General features: G+C 40.8%; 19 protein-coding genes. 12 read left to right on the plus strand and 7 right to left on the minus strand.

What is annotated here, in order from left to right; genetic code table 11:
- Positions 1–29: 29 nt before the first annotated feature.
- Positions 30–389 (plus strand): winged helix-turn-helix transcriptional regulator, encoded by a 360-nt coding sequence (locus tag G3352_RS15725; protein WP_163757810.1) that lies wholly within the window; start codon positions 30–32, stop codon positions 387–389.
- Positions 390–709: 320 nt separating this feature from the next.
- On the opposite strand, the gene G3352_RS15730 is transcribed toward G3352_RS15725, so the two are convergent.
- Positions 710–1,945, minus strand: a complete 1,236-nt coding sequence (locus G3352_RS15730) for a sigma-70 family RNA polymerase sigma factor (RefSeq protein ID WP_163757812.1) — start codon at positions 1,943–1,945, stop codon at positions 710–712.
- A gap of 688 nt (positions 1,946–2,633) precedes the next feature.
- Between G3352_RS15730 and G3352_RS15735 the strand changes: the two genes are divergently transcribed.
- The 3 genes from G3352_RS15735 to G3352_RS15745 all read left to right on the plus strand — a co-directional run bounded on the left by G3352_RS15735 (position 2,634) and on the right by G3352_RS15745 (position 5,209).
- Positions 2,634–3,284 (plus strand): stalk domain-containing protein, encoded by a 651-nt coding sequence (locus G3352_RS15735; protein ID WP_163757814.1) that lies wholly within the window; start codon positions 2,634–2,636, stop codon positions 3,282–3,284.
- A gap of 115 nt (positions 3,285–3,399) precedes the next feature.
- Positions 3,400–3,699, plus strand: a complete 300-nt coding sequence (locus G3352_RS15740; RefSeq protein WP_163757816.1) for a hypothetical protein — start codon at positions 3,400–3,402, stop codon at positions 3,697–3,699.
- 541 nt (positions 3,700–4,240) lie between these two features.
- Positions 4,241–5,209, plus strand: coding sequence for a hypothetical protein (locus tag G3352_RS15745; RefSeq protein ID WP_163757818.1), 969 nt, complete (start codon positions 4,241–4,243; stop codon positions 5,207–5,209).
- Positions 5,210–5,484: 275 nt separating this feature from the next.
- Here the strand turns inward: G3352_RS15745 and G3352_RS15750 are convergent, their stop codons facing one another.
- Together G3352_RS15750 and G3352_RS15755 are read right to left on the minus strand one after the other, a co-directional pair.
- Positions 5,485–5,967 carry a nucleoside deaminase gene (locus G3352_RS15750; protein ID WP_163757820.1) on the minus strand — a complete coding sequence of 161 codons (483 nt, stop codon included), beginning with the start codon at positions 5,965–5,967 and terminating at the stop codon, positions 5,485–5,487.
- A 34-nt stretch (positions 5,968–6,001) separates the two neighbouring features.
- Positions 6,002–6,910: an EamA family transporter gene (locus G3352_RS15755; RefSeq protein ID WP_163757821.1), complete on the minus strand. Its 909-nt coding sequence runs from the start codon at positions 6,908–6,910 to the stop codon at positions 6,002–6,004.
- Positions 6,911–7,578: 668 nt separating this feature from the next.
- Between G3352_RS15755 and G3352_RS15760 the strand changes: the two genes are divergently transcribed.
- From G3352_RS15760 to G3352_RS15775, 4 genes are all read left to right on the plus strand, one after another.
- Positions 7,579–9,519 carry a beta-glucoside-specific PTS transporter subunit IIABC gene (locus G3352_RS15760; protein WP_163757823.1) on the plus strand — a complete coding sequence of 647 codons (1,941 nt, stop codon included), beginning with the start codon at positions 7,579–7,581 and terminating at the stop codon, positions 9,517–9,519.
- A 14-nt stretch (positions 9,520–9,533) separates the two neighbouring features.
- Positions 9,534–10,982 (plus strand): 6-phospho-beta-glucosidase, encoded by a 1,449-nt coding sequence (locus G3352_RS15765; protein ID WP_163757825.1) that lies wholly within the window; start codon positions 9,534–9,536, stop codon positions 10,980–10,982.
- Positions 10,983–11,137: 155 nt separating this feature from the next.
- The gene (gene folE / locus G3352_RS15770) at positions 11,138–11,773 is read left to right on the plus strand and encodes a GTP cyclohydrolase I FolE (RefSeq protein WP_163757828.1); all 636 of its coding nucleotides are present in this window, start codon (positions 11,138–11,140) and stop codon (positions 11,771–11,773) included.
- Positions 11,774–11,984: 211 nt separating this feature from the next.
- Positions 11,985–12,605 (plus strand): hypothetical protein, encoded by a 621-nt coding sequence (locus G3352_RS15775; RefSeq protein WP_163757831.1) that lies wholly within the window; start codon positions 11,985–11,987, stop codon positions 12,603–12,605.
- Between the two features lie 337 nt (positions 12,606–12,942).
- On the opposite strand, the gene G3352_RS15780 is transcribed toward G3352_RS15775, so the two are convergent.
- On the minus strand, positions 12,943–13,794 hold the full coding sequence (locus G3352_RS15780) for an aldo/keto reductase (RefSeq protein ID WP_163757833.1): 852 nt from the start codon (positions 13,792–13,794) through the stop codon (positions 12,943–12,945).
- A gap of 176 nt (positions 13,795–13,970) precedes the next feature.
- Here G3352_RS15780 and G3352_RS15785 point away from each other — a divergent pair, with 176 nt between their 5' ends.
- Positions 13,971–14,420 (plus strand): MerR family transcriptional regulator, encoded by a 450-nt coding sequence (locus tag G3352_RS15785; RefSeq protein ID WP_163757835.1) that lies wholly within the window; start codon positions 13,971–13,973, stop codon positions 14,418–14,420.
- 239 nt (positions 14,421–14,659) lie between these two features.
- Here the strand turns inward: G3352_RS15785 and G3352_RS15790 are convergent, their stop codons facing one another.
- Positions 14,660–14,941, minus strand: a complete 282-nt coding sequence (locus G3352_RS15790; protein WP_163757837.1) for a GNAT family N-acetyltransferase — start codon at positions 14,939–14,941, stop codon at positions 14,660–14,662.
- 2 nt (positions 14,942–14,943) lie between these two features.
- Positions 14,944–15,186 carry a (4Fe-4S)-binding protein gene (locus G3352_RS15795; protein WP_163757880.1) on the minus strand — a complete coding sequence of 81 codons (243 nt, stop codon included), beginning with the start codon at positions 15,184–15,186 and terminating at the stop codon, positions 14,944–14,946.
- 399 nt (positions 15,187–15,585) lie between these two features.
- Between G3352_RS15795 and G3352_RS15800 the strand changes: the two genes are divergently transcribed.
- On the plus strand, positions 15,586–16,041 hold the full coding sequence (locus G3352_RS15800; RefSeq protein WP_163757839.1) for a DinB family protein: 456 nt from the start codon (positions 15,586–15,588) through the stop codon (positions 16,039–16,041).
- Positions 16,042–16,157: 116 nt separating this feature from the next.
- Here G3352_RS15800 and G3352_RS15805 read toward each other — a convergent pair whose 3' ends face one another.
- Positions 16,158–16,712, minus strand: coding sequence for a stalk domain-containing protein (locus G3352_RS15805; RefSeq protein ID WP_163757841.1), 555 nt, complete (start codon positions 16,710–16,712; stop codon positions 16,158–16,160).
- 100 nt (positions 16,713–16,812) lie between these two features.
- On the opposite strand from G3352_RS15805, the gene G3352_RS15810 reads away from it, so the two are divergent.
- Both G3352_RS15810 and rarD read left to right on the plus strand, forming a co-directional pair.
- Complete coding sequence (locus G3352_RS15810; protein ID WP_163757843.1) at positions 16,813–17,256, plus strand: GNAT family N-acetyltransferase; 444 nt, start codon at positions 16,813–16,815, stop codon at positions 17,254–17,256.
- Positions 17,257–17,361: 105 nt separating this feature from the next.
- Positions 17,362–18,240, plus strand: coding sequence for an EamA family transporter RarD (gene rarD / locus G3352_RS15815; protein ID WP_163757845.1), 879 nt, complete (start codon positions 17,362–17,364; stop codon positions 18,238–18,240).
- Positions 18,241–18,305 lie beyond the last annotated feature (65 nt).

Here is an 18,305-nt window from a genome sequence, read left to right on the forward strand (position 1 = left end):
AAAAAAGGTACTGTAACGGAGGAGAACACATGCAAAAGGACCCTGTCCAATGTCAATTCGTTGTTGCGCTGGATTCAATTGTCGGCAAATGGAAGCCGATGATTCTTTATCATTTGTTTCAAGGTGAACCTTTGAGGTTCAATGAATTAAAAAGATTGCTGCCTGATATCACGCAAAGGATGCTTACGCTCCATCTGCGCGAGTTGGAGGAGGAAGAGATCGTGAAGCGAGTCATTTATCCTCAAGTCCCTCCGAAAGTGGAGTACTCGATCACGGAATACGGCATGAGCCTTTCTCCGATTTTGGAAACTTTACATCAATGGGGGAAGGCCCATATCGAGAGAAAGCAGCTCAAAAAAGCGGAAAATGAAGATACAAAATCGGAATAGCGTTCACTTTGTCATTATTCTTCAATAGACGTTGAAGTCGCTAATTTAGCGGCTTTTATTGTTTTATTGGTACAAGAGCTTGTCTTGAGTCAAGGAAAGGAAAGGAAAGGAAAGAACTTGTACTGTTGCCGAAATGGACAAAAACATAGTTCCATTAACGATTAGTCACTAAGCTAACGGGCAGGATAGTTTAATGATTGGGGCTATAAGGCTGTACTAGATAGAACAATGTATAGTGTACTGTTGAGCTATGGGAGACCATAAGAAAACCACCTTTTCGAAGGTGGTTTTCTTATGGTCAAATACTAGTATTAAAATTATCATAGCCTAGATTTTAAATGTTGCACCCACATCCCGTGCAGCTCTGCTTCCGATACTTGAAATGCGCCTTGAAAATCAGTGGCATCGCGTATGAATTTGTTGAGCGCATCCAAACTGTAAGAATGGTTGAGATATTCTACGATAAGATGTGAGAATGCATATCCCCCTATCTTCTCGAAATGCCAGGTGTCATCCGTTAATGCTTGAAAGCTAGGAACAGCGTTATTTCGAATCGCTTCGGAGGTGCTGTACTGGATATATTCTTGTGACATTTGTCCGGCTTCATGCCCGCCGAGCCCGTGTGTAAGCCATTTCGGTGCCAACGGGTTAATGTCCTTCAATAACCACATCGTAAATAAGCTTATCGTGTTCCGTAGTACCGATTGATACGTATGTTCAGGGCCTGGGTTGAGCGGGGATACGATTTTGATTTTGTTGTCCTCATAGGTTCCCATGAACCAATCGGGCGCATCCGGTTCGTTTATTGCTTGATGAAAAGTGGACAGATCCGGATAGATCTCAATAGCGATTTTCTGAGAAGGTCGATGACGATAGGTTGTAATAATTCGTTCTACATTGCTTTTCAACTCTTCAAATAAGTCATGGTATACCTTGTTCATACCATCATTTTTGGAGGGAGCCTCGCTTTTATCCACAATCGATATCAATTCTTTAATAGACATGATTGTAATGTCACCCCATTCTTTTAATTCTTTTTTCAGTTTGTTTAAGGCACGGTAGAGTCTGTTCTTAACTGCGCTTTCAGGCATCCCGATGATTTTGGATATTTCCAATAACGTGCAGTCGACGAAAAAACGCAATGATATGATCTGCTGATCTAATTCATTTAATCGGGCTAATGCAGCACTAATATCAAGACGGATGTCGACATCTCTTGCAATATCGAGGGATATCGATTGGGACTGAAAATCGATTACTTCGTGCACCGTTTCTTTTTTTCGTGATCTCGTACGATACTCGTTTTTCACAATATTTTGCGCGATTTTGAATAGCCAAGTAAATATACTGGAGTTACACTTAAACAAGTGAAAGTTTTCCATTGCTTTTAAAAAAGCTTGTTGCGTTAAGTCATCGGCAGTTGCCGAATTCGTCTTTACTGCAATATAATTTCGAATTCTATCTCGATATTGATTATAAATGGCTTCGAAATGTTGGATGTGCTCCTGTTCCTCCGGAAGAACAGGGATATTCTTTTTGTCTTGAGCTCGTGACACCAGTAGTACCTCCTCCTGAACTTACAATTCATTAGACACCGAAGGGAGGTAAAAAGCCACATCATTTTAAAATAATTTTACACGACGCCACTCCACTTTTTTTAAACCCCGAAAAAGCAAAGCGTAAAGTGATTACTTATGACAGAAAATAAATTAACGACCAATTGTAAACATTCGAAAAAACAAGGTGGAGCTCGCCCTGGCGCTGGCCGAAAGCCAATAGTCATCACGCGTAAAATCTCGCTAACCTTGCCAGAGGAATGCTGGGATGAAATAGACCGTTGTTGCGGCAAAGGCAATTACTCTGTCTCCGAGGTACTACGATCCATTAATGAAGACAACTTGCATAAGGCAGACTTGCTATAAAGGGAGTGATGTTATTTTCAATCAAGGTTACATAGATGTTCGGGGCGGAGTTCTATTTTATGAAAGCAAAGGTAGTGGAGAGTCGATTGGGTTTATTCATGGCAACTTTAATGATCATCGGATTTGGGAAGAGCAAATGCGGATGTTTTCCGCCCATAATTTCGTTATAGGTTATGATTTGCTAGGCTATGGACATTCTGACACTCCACGGACTTTCTTTTGGTTTGACTCTAATAACAACGCATTGTCATGCTGGTGATTTTCAGTGTGCAAATCTTATGTGGATGATAATAAGTAGTTTAACACGATTTTGATTACGCTAATGGGCAGTTCTTATGCCGCAAATGATGATTATGATGCATATGGCGGAGTAAACGGTTTGCTTTCTGAGGGTAGATTATATGCCCCTCTCCGTAGTATGGCGACGAATGATCTATTCAGATACGATGAACAACTTGATAAATATTTTGATGTAAAAATAACTTGGAATCAGAAGACAAAAACTGCTTCACTAACTAAAGGCGGGAAGACTTTTAATGCTACTGTTGGTAATGGAGTATTGTTGAAAAATGGCTCGGTGTATGTACAATTTAAAGCTTTAAGTAACTTCTTCTATCCGAACGATTATATCAAATGGGATACATCTACTTTGACAGGAAATTCTGAGCACATTACGGTATATGCTCGTCCATTGACAGATAATCAAGCATTGACTCTTGCAACAAATGCGATGTCCAAAAAGAAATACTGGATTCAATTTCATAAAAATAACGTAGAAATAGGTCTTCCTGAGTCAGAGTATATTCAATGGAATAAAAGTCTTACTAAATTTAAAGCAGTCTTTCATTCAGATGGGATTGTTGGCGACTATAACTATAGCTACAGTATTGAAGCTGAGATGACTAAGAAGGTTAATGATTGGACTATTACTTCATTTAATTATTTTGATGGTACAAGGATATATTATCCTTAATCATTACCTGGTCAACTGCTAGCCTGGTCATTAGTGGATAGGCATTAAACTCATTGATGGTGATGTCCTAAAGATAGGCAACTTACTCGATTACGTGATAAGATTTGGTTAAATCGTGAAGCGCGCGTACAAGAGAGCCGTATGGGAAAGCATCCCTACGGCTCTTTTAATTTTTGATGAGCGTTGGAATTATAAAGAAGGTTTTGATGTTGCAAAAGAAAACGATAGAATACTGGTTGTTCGCGGCAGGGCTGATATCGAATCGCCACTAAGCGAAATATTGAATGATGAAATGCCCAACGCAATCTGGCTTACTGTGAAGAAATCTTATTATGACGCAACTACGGTAGGTGACAGAATAAGCATAGTATCGGAATTCGAGGTACTGAAATTATTGAAACGTACTTTCTATTAAAGGAAAAATGAGAAAAAAAAGACTAAGCTAACGGGAAACGTTAGTTGCTAATGAGCAATCTAAAGATTTCTAGACTGCTTATTTTCCGTTGAGTTATCTATTTGTTTGTGAAGATACCAAGATCATACTGAAGTCCATCACATATTGGAAACATAAGTTAACCAAATGGCAAACTTATGGGTTAAGTCGCAGATACATGAGACTTAACCCATAAAGGGATCAGATATTTACCCATATGTATGTCAGAAAATGCTTAAAATTTTGGTGTTTTCGTAATATTTTAAATGTATTTGGAAGCATAAGTTTGCCATAAGTCGAAATTGTAAGCATAAAGTTGCCGTGAGTTCCCATTAGGACGACTTATAATAATTAAATTTAGACAGCCGGCAAGTAATCGGCTGTCTTTTTCCATTAAACTAACGGCAGGTTAGTTTAACAACATCTCGAGGTTCTAATGTGATCTAAAGTGAAAATTTATTGTTATTTATTTTATCCTTTAATATGATTGAATTAAATTAAACAAAGAAAGGTCTAAAGTAATATGTATGATTTTATCGCAAGTAAAAAAAATATTAATGACTATGAAAGCTCGAAGATACTTACCCCAGAGATTGGAGATAGGGAAGAACTTGCTCAATTTAGAGGATCTCTGTTGACTCTGTTTGGAGAACCCGATTATAAAACATCCGATGCAGAGAATGCCTTTCAATACACCATCACAGCAACAGACAATGTTCAAAATTCTTATGAAATTACAGTTTATCAGGGACCTAGCGGACTTGCGATAGAAGGCAATGGAAATGAAGCTTCTGTTCTTAATGCAGCTCAATTTTTTGTTGAATATGTAAAGAAAGCAAGGCCTGCTGACTTCGATGAGAAATTAGTCTATGGAGACACCGGATACATAATAGAATATGGGTGTAAGAATGGTGTTTGCTATTATAAAGAGTCACCTCAAACTACAACTACTTTAAAAAGAAATAAAATTAGGCTCGCTGATTTAACACCAGGCCAATTGAATGAAATAAATGAAATTGATTTCACAAAGATAAAAGACCCTGATGACCCATGGTTCTGGAAAGAGGATCTGTTAAACTTCTCAACAATTGACTTTCCGTTGATTCGTGACTTAATGCGTAAGGACCTAAGTTTGATTTTAGGAAAACCGATAGGTCTTGATGAAGTGATGCAGATGGGGAGCAATGAAGGCTTTGATCCGGAATTCAGTTCAGAAACTCCTGAGATGGCATTAAACGCGTTAGCAGAAATCTGGGCATGGAAAACAACTGTGGGTAAAGCGACACAAAAGAGACGCCTTGATTGTTCTTCATTTGCTTGGACAATTTCACGAGCAGTTTATGGATTTTATGGAGGGAATTTAAATAGAAATCACGCATTAGCTAATGCATTGTATGAGGAGTATGAAGATAGAATCACATCTCAGGAAGATACACTTCGATTCTTCCATGCATTACTCGAGCTCTTCAAATTTAAACGACTAAATGAATAATATGTCATTAAACTAACGGGAAACGTTAGCACAATAAAACCAAAGGAGGCAGCCGGTCAACATGATCGGCTGCCTCTATTCAATTAACGGGCAGGTTCGCGTAAATAGGGCGACTTGAAACAATATATATAATCACAGATAACGTTCCTTTTAAAACAACCTCAAATTCTACAACCCAATTAATGATCTCTCATCATATATATAGTAGCCACCAGCAGTGCTTGTCATTGAATAGGGACAACCTTTGAATTTTTTCTTCTATAATAATTTTACTCTCATTTTGTTCGTTGATGCATTTCAACATGCATTGCTTTGATCTGGTCAGCTAACTCAAGTACAGGACCATCAACTTTCGCGTTGCGAATAATCTCCTGAATGGACAAGTTATAGATAGGCGCCGGGGGGACGTTTAGTTCATTCATCCATTGAACCAGTTGAGCAGAAGAACTCGCATATACAATACGGCCTAATCCAACCCATGCATGAGCAGCTGCACACATCGGACAATGTTCCCCAGAAGTATATACCGTTGCTTTTGCTCGTTCCTCTGGTGTCATATGATTAGCAGCCCATCGTGCTAAAGCAAATTCTGGATGTTGGGTATGATCACCGCCAGAAACATGATTATAGTCTTCTTCCAACACATTACCTTGTTGGTCGACTAGAAGGGAACCAAACGGTTCATCTCCGTTTACTAATGCAACTCGCGCAAGTTCCACACAGCGTTGTAAATGCTTCAAGTCTTGGTCTGAGATCATTATTCATCAGTCTCCTTCATACCTTGTTTAGAAACTAAAGCGATGTATATTCCTTCATTGCAGATTGCTGGCTTGATCCCCCTTGTATTATGTTACTAAATGCGATGCCACATAAAATAATAACAACACCGGTCCACTGAGACCAACCTACTACTTCTTCTAATACAAGTGAAGACATAACAACTGCCATAGGTAGTTCAGATGCAGTCATAATTGTACCCATTCCTGAACCAATATGTGGCATACCTATAGAGTACAAAAGTGGAGGCAATACAACTCCAAAAACGCCTAGAACTAATCCGTATGAACTCAATCCTGTCAGCACATCCAGGTTAAATAAGAAGGTTGGAGGGAACACCACAAAAACAGTAATAACAGCTCCGGTTGAAAGAAGGGCGCTTTTCAATACGGGCGAAGTATCTTTCGCAACAGAACCACTGAGAAAAACAAATAAAGCGAAGGTTGAAGCAGCCAATAGCCCCCAAATTGTTCCTTGCAACGATAACGAGAGATCTCCTTGAGAGAAGACATTCGCCGCCAGTACCGAACCGAAGAGCAGTACTCCAATCGAGATAAGTTTGCCTCGGGTTGGTTTTTTCTTCTGGAGAAGCCATTCGTAGAACGTCCCAATCCAAACGAACTGAAAAAGGAGGACGATAGCTAAGGAAGCATTTATGGTCTGTAGCGATTGATAATAAAACATACCTGTGAGTCCAAAGGGAATTCCGGACAAAAGAAGCTTCGTAATTTGCTTAAGAGTGAGGCTTTTCTTCTTGACGAAAATCACAGACACCCAACTTAAAACCGCCCCAAAGAAATACTGCACACCAGTTACCTCTGGTGTAGAAAAACCTGCACTATATGCCAGTTTCACAAATGTCGAAAGTACGCCGTAACAACAACCTCCCAAGAAAACGATAAGTGCATAATGCCACAGTTTCATAAAAAAACCTCCTTTTTTGAATACAAAAAAGCCACACAAATGCGCAGAGGCATTCGTGTGGCGAAAATAGAGATGACTCTCTAGAAAAATCCACATCCATCGGGTTTTAGTATTTCGTTCATTTCGGTATCAGTATAAAAGCAATGGTTTGTTCTTGTCAATAATCTTTGTCGGAGAGAATGATAATAAAATCTAAGGTAACCAGATCCACAGTAGCAGTGGTTACAAAGAAGATTGTGTTTATAATGCAATCATGCTTCATTTTCCTTGGGCTAATTGAACTAAAATTACTTCATATATGAAATGCTAGAATGTTCAATTGAATTCCTCTCTAAAAGTCAAGTTGCAGTGAAAAAACACTTGCATTTTTAAAAAAAAGTGTTTTATTATTGTCCGCGAAGAGAGCTCGTACATCAACTGGGTTGTGACTGTTAAATCAGGCAATACCATTTCTGGCCAGAAAAGACGTACTTTCTGCTAACTTTTCTCAATATACAAAGCCTGTTGACAAATTGAAAATTACTAAAATAGCCTTGCAGAATTGAGCGTCGTTGTGCAAAAATCTCAGAACGCTGAACGTCAGCATGGAAAAGATGGCTAGAGTCTATTCGCTGGGCAGCCATTCAGTTTTTTTAACGCAAAGTCACAGCCAGAGAGGAAGAACACTCATGAATTATGACCAGTTAGCCAAGGAGATTTTGTCTCGAGTTGGCGGTGTTGAAAACGTTAACAGCGTTGTTCATTGTATAACACGATTGCGCTTTCAATTGAGGGACGAAAGATTGGCACAAACAGAAGAATTAAAGAAACTGTCTGGAGTCATTACGGTTATGCAAAGTGGGGGTCAATACCAAGTTGTGATCGGAAACGAAGTTCCGGATGTGTATAAAGCTATCTCTAAACTAGGAAATTGGCCTTCAGATGATGAAGATACATTAAATTCCAATGAAGAAAAAACAGCCAAAGGAAATATTTTCAATCGCTTTATTGATATGATTTCAGGCGTTTTTCAGCCATTGCTTGGTCTGTTGGCCGCAACAGGAATGATCAAAGGATTCAACGAATTGTTTTTGTCTTTTGGTTGGATTACGGAAACATCTGGGACGTATCAATTATTAAAAGCAACTGGAGACTGCCTGTTTTACTTCTTCCCTGTATTTTTAGGATACACTGCAATGAAAAAATTCGGTGGGTCATCCTTTATAGGAATGGCTATAGGAGCATCTCTCGTATACCCGACGTTGTCTGGTTTAAGTGAAGGAAAGCCTCAATACGTATTGTTTGGAGGGACTATTTTTGAATCTCCAATTCATATCACGTTTCTGGGTCTACCTGTCATTTTAATGACGTATTCCTCCTCGGTCATACCCATCATTTTAGCTTCATTTTCTGCATCAAAATTAGAAAAGCGTCTAAAAAGAGTTATACCACAAGTGGTACGAACGTTCTTGGTCCCTTTTTTTACGATGCTTATAATCGTCCCTGCTACTTTTTTGGTCATAGGGCCGATCTCTACATGGGCAGGAAATTTAATTGGGGCAGGCGCTACTGAAATTTACGGATTCAGCCCTATTTTAACAGGTATAATTATAGGCTCCATGTGGCAGGTTTTGGTTCTTTTTGGACTTCATTGGGGAATCATTCCCATTGCGCTGCTGAACATTGGAACAATAGGATCAGATCCAATTATGGCGCTTTCTTTTGGGGCTTCATTTGCACAAATTGGTGCGGTTCTAGCGGTTCTGATCAAAACCAAAAATCGAAAAACAAAAGCATTGAGTGTACCGGCATTCATTTCTGGGATTTTTGGTGTCACAGAGCCTGCGATATATGGTCTGACCTTACCTTTAAAGAGACCGTTCATAATGAGTTGTATTGCCGGAGGAATCGGGGGAGGTCTTTTAGGATTTGCCGGGTCAAAATTTTACATTCTTGGAGGTCTCGGTGTGTTTGGCTATCCCAACTTTGTAAATAAGGCCGCTGGTATTGATTTTAGTTTTTATATGTCACTCATTGCAACTGCCGTCGCCTTTATTTTTGGGTTTGTCTTGACCTACTTCATTGGTTTTAAAGATCCAACAGAAACGATATCAACCCATATTGCTGAAAAACAAGAATTCATTCCCAATACAAGTCAATTAAATGACCAACCTTTTGAAATCGTTAGCCCGATGACCGGTACTGTTGTTAGACTCCAAGATATCAAGGACGAAACTTTCGCAGGAGAGTATATGGGCAAAGGAATAGCCATCCGCCCTACAAATGGACGTGTTGTATCTCCAGTAAATGGTATTGTACAAACGATTTACCGCACGAAACATGCCATTGGTTTTATCAGTGATGACGGGGTAGAGTTACTTATTCATATTGGACAAGATACCGTTCAGTTAAAAGGCCAGTATTTCAATGCCTTCGTGAAGGATGGGGATCGGGTACAGGTCGGGGATCTCATTGTAGAGTTCGACTTTCAGGCCATCCAGGATGCCGGTTATGAGACAGTAACCCCCATTGTTATTACGAATACATCCACGTACCACGATATTGTAGGAATTACTAATGACATAATAAATGAAAAAGAACCGTTACTCAAAGTATACGCACAAAAATAAGGAGGTAATTGGAAATGTTTAATAAAATCACTAAATTTCCGGATGGTTTTCTGTGGGGTGGCGCTACGGCTGCCAATCAAATTGAGGGGGCATACCTCGCTGATGGCAAGGGACTAACGACCATTGATCTGATGCCGAAGGGGCCTAAGCGTAATGAGGTTTCGATGGGTATTTTAAATTCATTTTTACCCGAGGAAGGCGAGATTTATCCTTCGCACGAAGCTATCGATTTTTATCATCGTTATAAAGAGGATATCGCACTTTTTGCGGAAATGGGTTTCAAATCATTTCGAATGTCGATTTCATGGGCCCGTATTTTTCCCAATGGTGACGATGTAACCCCAAATGAAGCTGGATTGCAATTTTATGATGACGTGCTTGATGAACTTCTGAAGTATAATATTGAGCCCGTTGTTACCATTAGTCATTTTGATTTACCTGTGAACCTAGCAAAAACCTATGGCGGCTGGAAAAACAGAATCATGATTGAGCTATTTGAAAAATACTCCAAAACACTGTTTGAGCGGTATAAAACTAAAGTGAAATACTGGATGACATTCAACGAGATTAATATGTTGTTGCATCTTCCTTATACAGGTGCGGGCATTATTTTTGAAGAAGGTGAGAACAAACAACAAGTTCTGTATCAAGCAGCGCATCATGAACTGGTTGCAAGTGCACTGGCGGTTAAGGCTTGTCATGAAATCATACCTAACGCCATGATCGGGTGTATGTTGGCAGCTGGAAATGTGTATCCATATAGCAGCAATCCTGAAGATTACTGGGAAGTGATGAAAATGGAACGCGAATCTTATTTCTTGATTGATGTCCAGTCCAAAGGAGAATATCCTGGTTATGCAAAACGCTTTTTTATCGAGAATGAAATTCAGATACAGTTTGAGCCTGAAGATTTGGAAATTTTGAAGACTTATACGGTGGATTACATCGGTTTCAGCTATTATTCCAGCCGTTGTACCAGTGCTGATCCTGAAATATTGAAGAATTCCACGGATGGGAATGTGTTTGGTTCCGTAATCAACCCTTATTTGGAAACCTCGGAATGGGGATGGACAATCGATCCAAAAGGTATGCGGATTACTTGTAACCAGTTGCATGAAAGGTACAATAAACCGTTATTTATCGTAGAGAACGGACTTGGAGCGCAAGATACTCTTTTGGACAATGATACCGTTGAAGATGATTACCGTATTAAGTATTTAGATCTTCACTTTGCAGAGATTGCTGAAGCAATAAAAGACGGGGTTGATATTATAGGGTATACAAGTTGGGGACCAATCGATCTTGTGAGTAACGGTACAGGCGAGATGAAAAAAAGGTATGGCTTCATCTATGTAGACAAAAACAATGATGGCTCTGGCACGCTTAGAAGAATCAGAAAGAAAAGTTTTCAGTGGTACAAAGAGATTATTGCTAATAATGGGGCAAAGTATTTTCATGAATAATTGCTTGATCAGTATTGGCATATTAATTTTCTATAATTACTAAGCACAATAATCATATCCCCTTAAAGTAGACTATGTTGTAAAGAACATATGGCACTCTTTAAGGGGATCTTTATGATTGGATATTAAATTTTTTGTAGGGGGAGATCATTTATATGATCCTAGATTCGGAGTTTCTACATGAGTTGGAAAAATTAAAGGGCTTGGAGCACAGCTTTAGTGATACGGAAGTCAAGCAAGTTGATGGTGTGTTGAAAGGCATCACTGAGCTCATTCTGTTATGCGGTGATGATCCGGTTAGAAATGGATTGAAAGAGACTCCTTATCATGTTGTTAAAGCGTTTATGGAATATACAAAAGGATATAGTCAAGATCCTGAGGCCTTCCTAGAAAAGATATTTGATGTATCTTGTGAAGAATTGATTCTTATGAAAGACCTCTCCTTCCATTCTCTGTGTGAGCATCACTTCGCTCCGTTTTATGGAAAGGCTCATATTGCCTATATTCCACAAGGAAATATCATCACGAGATTATCCAAAATGGCTAGAGTGGTTGACGCATATGCGCACAGATTTCAAGTGCAGGAGAGACTGACAGGCCAAATAGCAGATACCTTAGATAAAGCACTTCAACCACAAGGAGTCGCGGTATTTATTGAAGCTGAGCATTACTGCAAGTGTGGGAGGGGGATAAGAAAAAGTGGAGCTTTAACGAGAACATCATCATTTCGTGGTGTGTTTAAAGACGATGCGTCTGCTCGGTCTGAATTGATAGCCATGATCAAAGGATAAGAATTGTTGTTCATGAAATAATCCGCATTATTAGACTAACGGGACACGTTAGCCCAATAACAACAAGAAAGCAGTCGATCACAATGTGATCGGCTGCTTTTGTTCAGCTAACGGGCAGTTGAGTTTAATTCTTACGTCGAACAAACTATTTGAGCGGGGGCTAAGTTATACTAAAGGGCAGAATACCAAGAAGCTTAGGAGGAGTAGGAAGATGATTCGGGGTGTAATTATCGAAGGGATGTCTACTGTAGGGAAAACATCATTATTTTCTGCAATAAAGAGATTACATAGTCAAACACAGAATAGTGAAAAAACTATAATTGCAATAAGTGAACACTATTCACAAGTATTGCATTCATACCAAGGTGTTTTAAGATCCATGGATAAGGATGAACATATTTCACTTCTAAAGCGACATGTTGATTATCTGGAACAACAATACGATTGGATTAACTCTCTTGGTCATTCAAAACCATCAAAAGGTATATTTTTTCTTTTAGAGAGGTTTCATGTAAATCATAGAGCCGCATTTAAAGCCTCTCCTGAGATTGAGTTGCTTGAGAAACGTCTATTCATGATGAATGCACATTGTGTACTCTTAACCTTGACCCCGGATGCAGTTGAGCCAAGGTATATTGAAAGTCGCGGTGAAGCTTGGAAGTCATATGTGATGGGAAAGTCTACTACTCCCCAAGTATGTGAAACGTTTTTAGATAATCAAGAAAATCTTCGAATGGCTACGAAACAATCATTGATTCCAACTTTAGAGATTAACACAGATGAAGCAGACTGGGATGCTTATGCAAAACAAGTCCTTACGGATTTAAGTTAAACGTTGGCGCTCACAGTGGGAAATAGACTATTTCTCTGTGAGGATATCTGGGTTCGCAGAATCTAGTATTCTTACAATCGATATTACGGAGTATTAAATAGCCCCGTCAAGTAGACAATAAAAAAGAGATTTTATTAAGGTGACTCTCTCCCGGAATCAATCGGGGAAAGGTCGCCCAGTTTGTTTTGGAAACGTTCCATGTTGTAAAACGAAATACAGTTCCCATGCCAAGTAACCTGTCCTCTTTTTCACTGTCTACCATGAGGGGATAATACCACCGGCCTATCCCTTCTATAGACAGGGATAAACGTGTGATGAGTTTAAGATTCGATCATGGTTACAGATCGAATTTCCAGTTGCCCATTCTCTCGGCGACTTCGGGATCGTGGTAGGATAAGAAGAGACTTTCCCGCGTATCGAGAGCTGAGATTTGTTCGATATCAGCCGTACTCAGCTCAAAATCGAAAATGTCAAAGTTTTCGATGATCCGTTCTTTTTTCGTCGATTTTGGAATGACAACGATTTGACGCTGAACAAGCCAACGCAACACGACCTGAGCGACGGATTTGTTGTGTTTTTCTGCGATGGAGACTAGCACTTCGTTGCTGAACATGTTATTAAGTCCCTCAGCGAACGGGGCCCACGACTGATGCTGCACTCCCTGCTCTTTCATAAAAGCGGCGCTCTCTGTCTGCTGGTAGAACGGATGCGTTTCAATCTGGTTAACAGCTGGAACGATGTCATTATGCATGATGAGGTCCATCAGACGGTCAGGCAGGAAGTTGCTGACACCGATCGCCTTGATCTTACCCTCGCGGTATAATTCTTCCATTGCACGCCAAGCACCGTAGTAATCGCCGAACGGCTGGTGTATAAGGTATAGATCGAGATAGTCCAGCTCTAACTTTTTCAAGGATTTAGCAAAAGACAGCTTGGCTCTCTCGTAGTTGGCATCTTGAACCCAGAGTTTGGTCGTGATGAACAGTTCCTCACGTGGTACGCCACTGCGCTTAATCGCACGACCGACCGCTTCCTCGTTCAGATAACCTGAAGCGGTGTCGATCAGGCGGTAACCAGCCATCAGTGCTTCATATACGGCGTTCTCGCATTCTTCAGCATCTGGAACTTGGTAGACACCAAAGCCAATGATCGGCATTTTCACTCCATTGTTTAATGTTACGGTTTGCATTGTAATTCCTCCCAGTGTTTAAATGTAAGATGCAAATGGCCTCGATACTCGGAAAATCAGGCTCCTCAGAGCAGCGCTTCCGCATACGGTAGATTTGCATTACAATAAGCCTATCACCTTCGTGTTACACGAAGGCAAGCCGTCATCCAACATTTATTTTTCAAGGAGGGTTTTATATGCATACGGTCAAAGAAGCGGCGCTGATCACGGGACTTACCGAGCATGCTGTACGCTTCTATACGGATAAAGGACTGGTGCCAAGTGTACAGCGCAATCAAAACAATATTCGGATGTTCGACGAAGAATCGATCAACTGGCTGCATGGCATCAAATGCCTCAAGCAATCCGGGATGTCTATTGAAGTCATTAAAATGTACGTTGATTTCTGTCTTGAAGGGGATTCGACCATTCCGCAACGCTACAAACTTATGATGGAGCATAAAGAAGCGGCACTTAATAAGCTCGAAGAAGCCAAACAGCACATCGCTCATTTGGAACAAAAGACTGCTTTATATCAAGCAATCATGGAGCACCGCTCTCCAGACACAACCAATCCCGGTAACTGGGATAAAATCAAACATATGCATAGTGACGTATTTTACGCGTCCTCTGTTCAGAAGGCCTAACGGATGGATAGATTCATGTACTCGCGATTCTTAATCTATACAGTTAGTTGTTTAATATGAATAGAACTCCCCCCTCTATAGAGAGTGGGAGTTCTTCATGTATCAAAATCAGAAAATGTTGACCTATTTTTATGAATACGGGGATATTCACAGATAGAAAAAGAGCCTGAGGAGGACGAAGAAATTTCGTCCCTGCAGGCTCTTCTCTGTTATTATTGTCATAATTATATTAATAGGGATTATTTATGGAGGACATCCGCGTATTCGGAGATCCGTTCGAATCGTCCCTTGGCAAACGGGCATAAGGGTAAAATCTTAATACCATTTTCCCGCGCGTATTCCACCATAGCTTGGATAAGCTTATCGCCAAGCCCTTGTCCCCGGTAAGCATTTTCCACAAAGGTGTGATCAATGATGTAGAGCTCCGGGTTTGAGATTACATAGGTCATCACCGCAGCAATTCCGCCATCATCTTGAATAAGAAATCTTTTGTTGTCGGTATCATGTTCTGCAATATGCATGTTTATCCCTCTTTCTCTGTTGAATATTCACCGTCCAGACGTTTATACGTCAGTGCTCCGCTTGGACATGTGTCAATATGTCGGGAAATTGCTTCCGTAGTGTCAGCATCGGGATTAACCCAAGGACGCTTGCTTAAATCAAAAACTTCAGGGAGGCCCTTTACGCAAATACCGGAATGAATGCATACCTCTGAATTAAACATTACCTCGATATTTTTACCGTAGTATACTTTCTCTTTACTCATAACTTCTTCACATCTTTCACTTTTGAGTTTGTAAAAAGACCAAAGATCCATTCTTCGAAAACTGCAGAAATCTTTTCTACTGTTTTTCTTTAGTTTCAAACAAACGACTAGGGATCGTCTTGGCTCTAGATGTCCGAATTATAAAGAGGAATCGTTGGTAAGTCAACGTGATGAATAATTCCGAACGATAATGAAGTAAAGGGGGATTGACACAGATGGAACAGACTGGGATGCTTATGCAAAACAACTCCTTATCGATCTGCGCTAAAAGATGGCAATCAACCAAGACGCTATGGCATCCAGATAGAGATCAGTTAAATCGAATGAAAAGCTTCATTGATGAAACGAGCGAAAGACAACAGGTTTAAGTAATCGATGAGACCAGGAGGGGAATTCGAAATGAAGACGATCAAGTGTATGATGGACCACCTGTACTGGGCAGACGGACGTATCCTGGACGCGCTCGAAGAGAGTGGGACGAAGAACAAGGACCTTCTGAAACTGGTTCGGCATGTTGCGGTCGCAGAACGAGTCTGGCTGTCCCGATTGCAGGGTAAGGGCAGCGCGCAATATTCGTTATGGGAAGAAGCGGAAGACCTGACGGCGATCCGGACGATGTTCGAAGAAAATGCTGAGCAATATCGCGTCTATATCGAAGGGCTTGAGGAATCTGAGTTGGACGAAATGATCGACTACGCGAATCAGAGTGGGGTTTCATTCCGAACATCCGTCCGGGACATCCTGCTGCAGGTTCTCTTACATGGGCAATATCACCGGGGACAGATCAACCGGGCACTTCGGATCGAATCGGCAGAGCCTGTCCAAGTCGACTACATCACGTTCGCGAGGCTCTAACGGGGGGATAGCGTGGTGTACGGAGGACCGGATATTCATAGATAGGTTTCTTAATAAGGGAAAAGAAACCTATCCCGATGATAACCGAAAGAAAATTAAGAAAATATAGATTTCATTCAATCATTAAACTGAACATTTACGTGCATATACTTATCTAATCCTGGCAAACCGGCTGTACCTTTAATATCCAAGAAATTCAGTTTTTCTTTCCAGTCCACTCTTTCTTGATCGGAGTCATCTGTAGATACTTCAAAAATATATGCTAAGACAAATGCATCAATACTCGAGACTCCATTTTTTAATTGCACCCACTCTCGAGGGAGAACAACTTGATTCTTACTTCCTGTGATTTCTTTGCCAGAGAAATTAAGAATCAGTTCTTGGCCTTGATTTTTAACCGTAGTAATTTTTTTCTTTCCGTCCCAATTAAACGTTGCTCCAGATTGTTTAAAAACATCCTTCACAGGAACATAAATGGAGTTATGTTGGGTTGTCGTTAACTTGTTGTCCTTTGAGATATCTAACAGGACCTTTTTTAGTGAAGGATTATACACATTCGCCGCACGTTCCTTAAAAGGTAGATCCAATAAGGATTGATCCAAAGCAGATGCAACGGATCCTACACCTACAACTAAACTTAACATCAACAATAGAGAAACTAATCGCTTCATCTTGAGTCCTCCTTAAGTATTGTTATTCACGTAGCATAAACGCTACAAGACAGGAAATGGTTTCCTTTAAAATCTATTTGTATGAAAAGAGAGGTTAGGCATGGAAATTAAGATACGAGAAATTGTAGCGAATGATTATACTGAAGTTGTTTTTTTATGGAACGATGTCCTTGAGATTCGCAATGTTAATGAGGAAAACTTCCGGGTTACTAAAGAAAAAATGAAAGAGGACGGGAATTACAAAACATTTGTTGCATTATTTGAAAATGATGTGGTTGGTTTTGTAACTATAGTTCAGGCATTATCCATAGGGATTACGATTGGTTATTTACATATACAAGCTCTGGCCGTAAAAAAGGAATTTCAGTATCGTGGGGTAGGTACAAAACTATTAAGGCACACTGAAAATTATGCTAAAGAACTCGGAATATCTAGTATTATTTTATGCAGCGGATTCAAGCGAACTGACGCTCATGCTTTCTATGAGCATAATGGCTATGACAAAGATTCATACTGCTTTGATAAGATTATTAACCTTGACTAATAAGTAATAATTAAATCAAACCAATCAATTATTTCCTTTACTTGAGAGGGGATTGAGACGTATAATCCGTTCAGACATCAGAGCAAGAAGAGGGGAAAAATGATTATGAATAACGGGTTGGTCAACGCTATTATTGCGTATATCATGTGGGGGGTTCTCCCGCTTTATTGGAAGTTGTTTAGCGGAGTTCCGGCAGGCGAGATTTTGTCGCATCGGGTTGTATGGTCGTTTGTTTTTATGGGTATTCTGGTCGCCGCCCAGCGGCGCTGGGGTGACATAAAGCGGATTGCAACTAACCGCTCGCTTCTTCTGTCCCTCACCGCCAGCGGAATGCTGATTGCAGTTAATTGGCTTATCTTCATCTGGGCGGTCAACAACGGCCATGTCGTAGAGACAAGCCTTGGCTATTATTTGAATCCGTTGCTGAACGTCTTGTTAGCGGTTCTCTTCCTTCGTGAGAAGCCAAACCGCGGTCAATGGCTCGCGATTGCCATCGCTGGCGCAGCGGTGCTTATCATCGCGATTGACTATGGACGGTTTCCGTGGGTCGCGATCTCTCTGGCTGCGTCATTTGGTTTGTACGGCCTGGCGAAGAAGAAGATCAAGCAAGACGCTTCTATAGGTTTATTCTCGGAGACGGCTGTAGTCCTGCCTGTCGCGCTCGGCTACTGGATCTATTTGGCCGTTGTGGGGAAAACGACGGCATGGACGCTGCCTGCGCCGACGTTCATCGAATTGCTCCTTTCCGGCGTAGTCACGGCGCTGCCGCTGCTCTTTTTTGCGCGAGCAGCCGCCCGGATGTCGTTGTCTACACTCGGCTTCGTTCAATACATCGGGCCGACGATCATGCTGTTACTGAGCATATTCGTATTCAAGGAATCGGTCTCGCCGGTTCTGCTCGTTGGCTTTGCGCTTATCTGGACAGCGCTCGTCGTATACGCTACAGCATCGATTCGCGGCACGAAACTCGCGAAGGCGAGCTGATGGCACAGGACCCCGGTATTATCAAAATGGCTCTTTCCGTCCAATAAGGCGGAAAGAGCCATTTT

This window comes from Paenibacillus sp. ALJ109b (genome assembly GCF_010747435.1).
Classification (GTDB): Bacteria; Bacillota; Bacilli; order Paenibacillales; family Paenibacillaceae; genus Paenibacillus; species Paenibacillus taichungensis.

Coding starts and splice junctions, on each gene's coding strand:
- G3352_RS15745 (WP_163757818.1), top strand. CDS start 4,241: ATGTATGATTTTATCGCAAGTAAAAAAAATATTAATGACTATGAAAGC.
- G3352_RS15800 (WP_163757839.1), top strand. CDS start 15,586: ATGAAGACGATCAAGTGTATGATGGACCACCTGTACTGGGCAGACGGA.
- G3352_RS15790 (WP_163757837.1), bottom strand. CDS start 14,941: ATGCATATTGCAGAACATGATACCGACAACAAAAGATTTCTTATTCAA.
- G3352_RS15780 (WP_163757833.1), bottom strand. CDS start 13,794: ATGCAAACCGTAACATTAAACAATGGAGTGAAAATGCCGATCATTGGC.
- G3352_RS15725 (WP_163757810.1), top strand. CDS start 30: ATGCAAAAGGACCCTGTCCAATGTCAATTCGTTGTTGCGCTGGATTCA.
- G3352_RS15810 (WP_163757843.1), top strand. CDS start 16,813: ATGGAAATTAAGATACGAGAAATTGTAGCGAATGATTATACTGAAGTT.
- G3352_RS15760 (WP_163757823.1), top strand. CDS start 7,579: ATGAATTATGACCAGTTAGCCAAGGAGATTTTGTCTCGAGTTGGCGGT.
- G3352_RS15735 (WP_163757814.1), top strand. CDS start 2,634: ATGGGCAGTTCTTATGCCGCAAATGATGATTATGATGCATATGGCGGA.
- G3352_RS15785 (WP_163757835.1), top strand. CDS start 13,971: ATGCATACGGTCAAAGAAGCGGCGCTGATCACGGGACTTACCGAGCAT.
- folE (WP_163757828.1), top strand. CDS start 11,138: ATGATCCTAGATTCGGAGTTTCTACATGAGTTGGAAAAATTAAAGGGC.
- G3352_RS15765 (WP_163757825.1), top strand. CDS start 9,534: ATGTTTAATAAAATCACTAAATTTCCGGATGGTTTTCTGTGGGGTGGC.
- rarD (WP_163757845.1), top strand. CDS start 17,362: ATGAATAACGGGTTGGTCAACGCTATTATTGCGTATATCATGTGGGGG.
- G3352_RS15795 (WP_163757880.1), bottom strand. CDS start 15,186: ATGAGTAAAGAGAAAGTATACTACGGTAAAAATATCGAGGTAATGTTT.
- G3352_RS15775 (WP_163757831.1), top strand. CDS start 11,985: ATGATTCGGGGTGTAATTATCGAAGGGATGTCTACTGTAGGGAAAACA.
- G3352_RS15805 (WP_163757841.1), bottom strand. CDS start 16,712: ATGAAGCGATTAGTTTCTCTATTGTTGATGTTAAGTTTAGTTGTAGGT.
- G3352_RS15750 (WP_163757820.1), bottom strand. CDS start 5,967: ATGATCTCAGACCAAGACTTGAAGCATTTACAACGCTGTGTGGAACTT.
- G3352_RS15755 (WP_163757821.1), bottom strand. CDS start 6,910: ATGAAACTGTGGCATTATGCACTTATCGTTTTCTTGGGAGGTTGTTGT.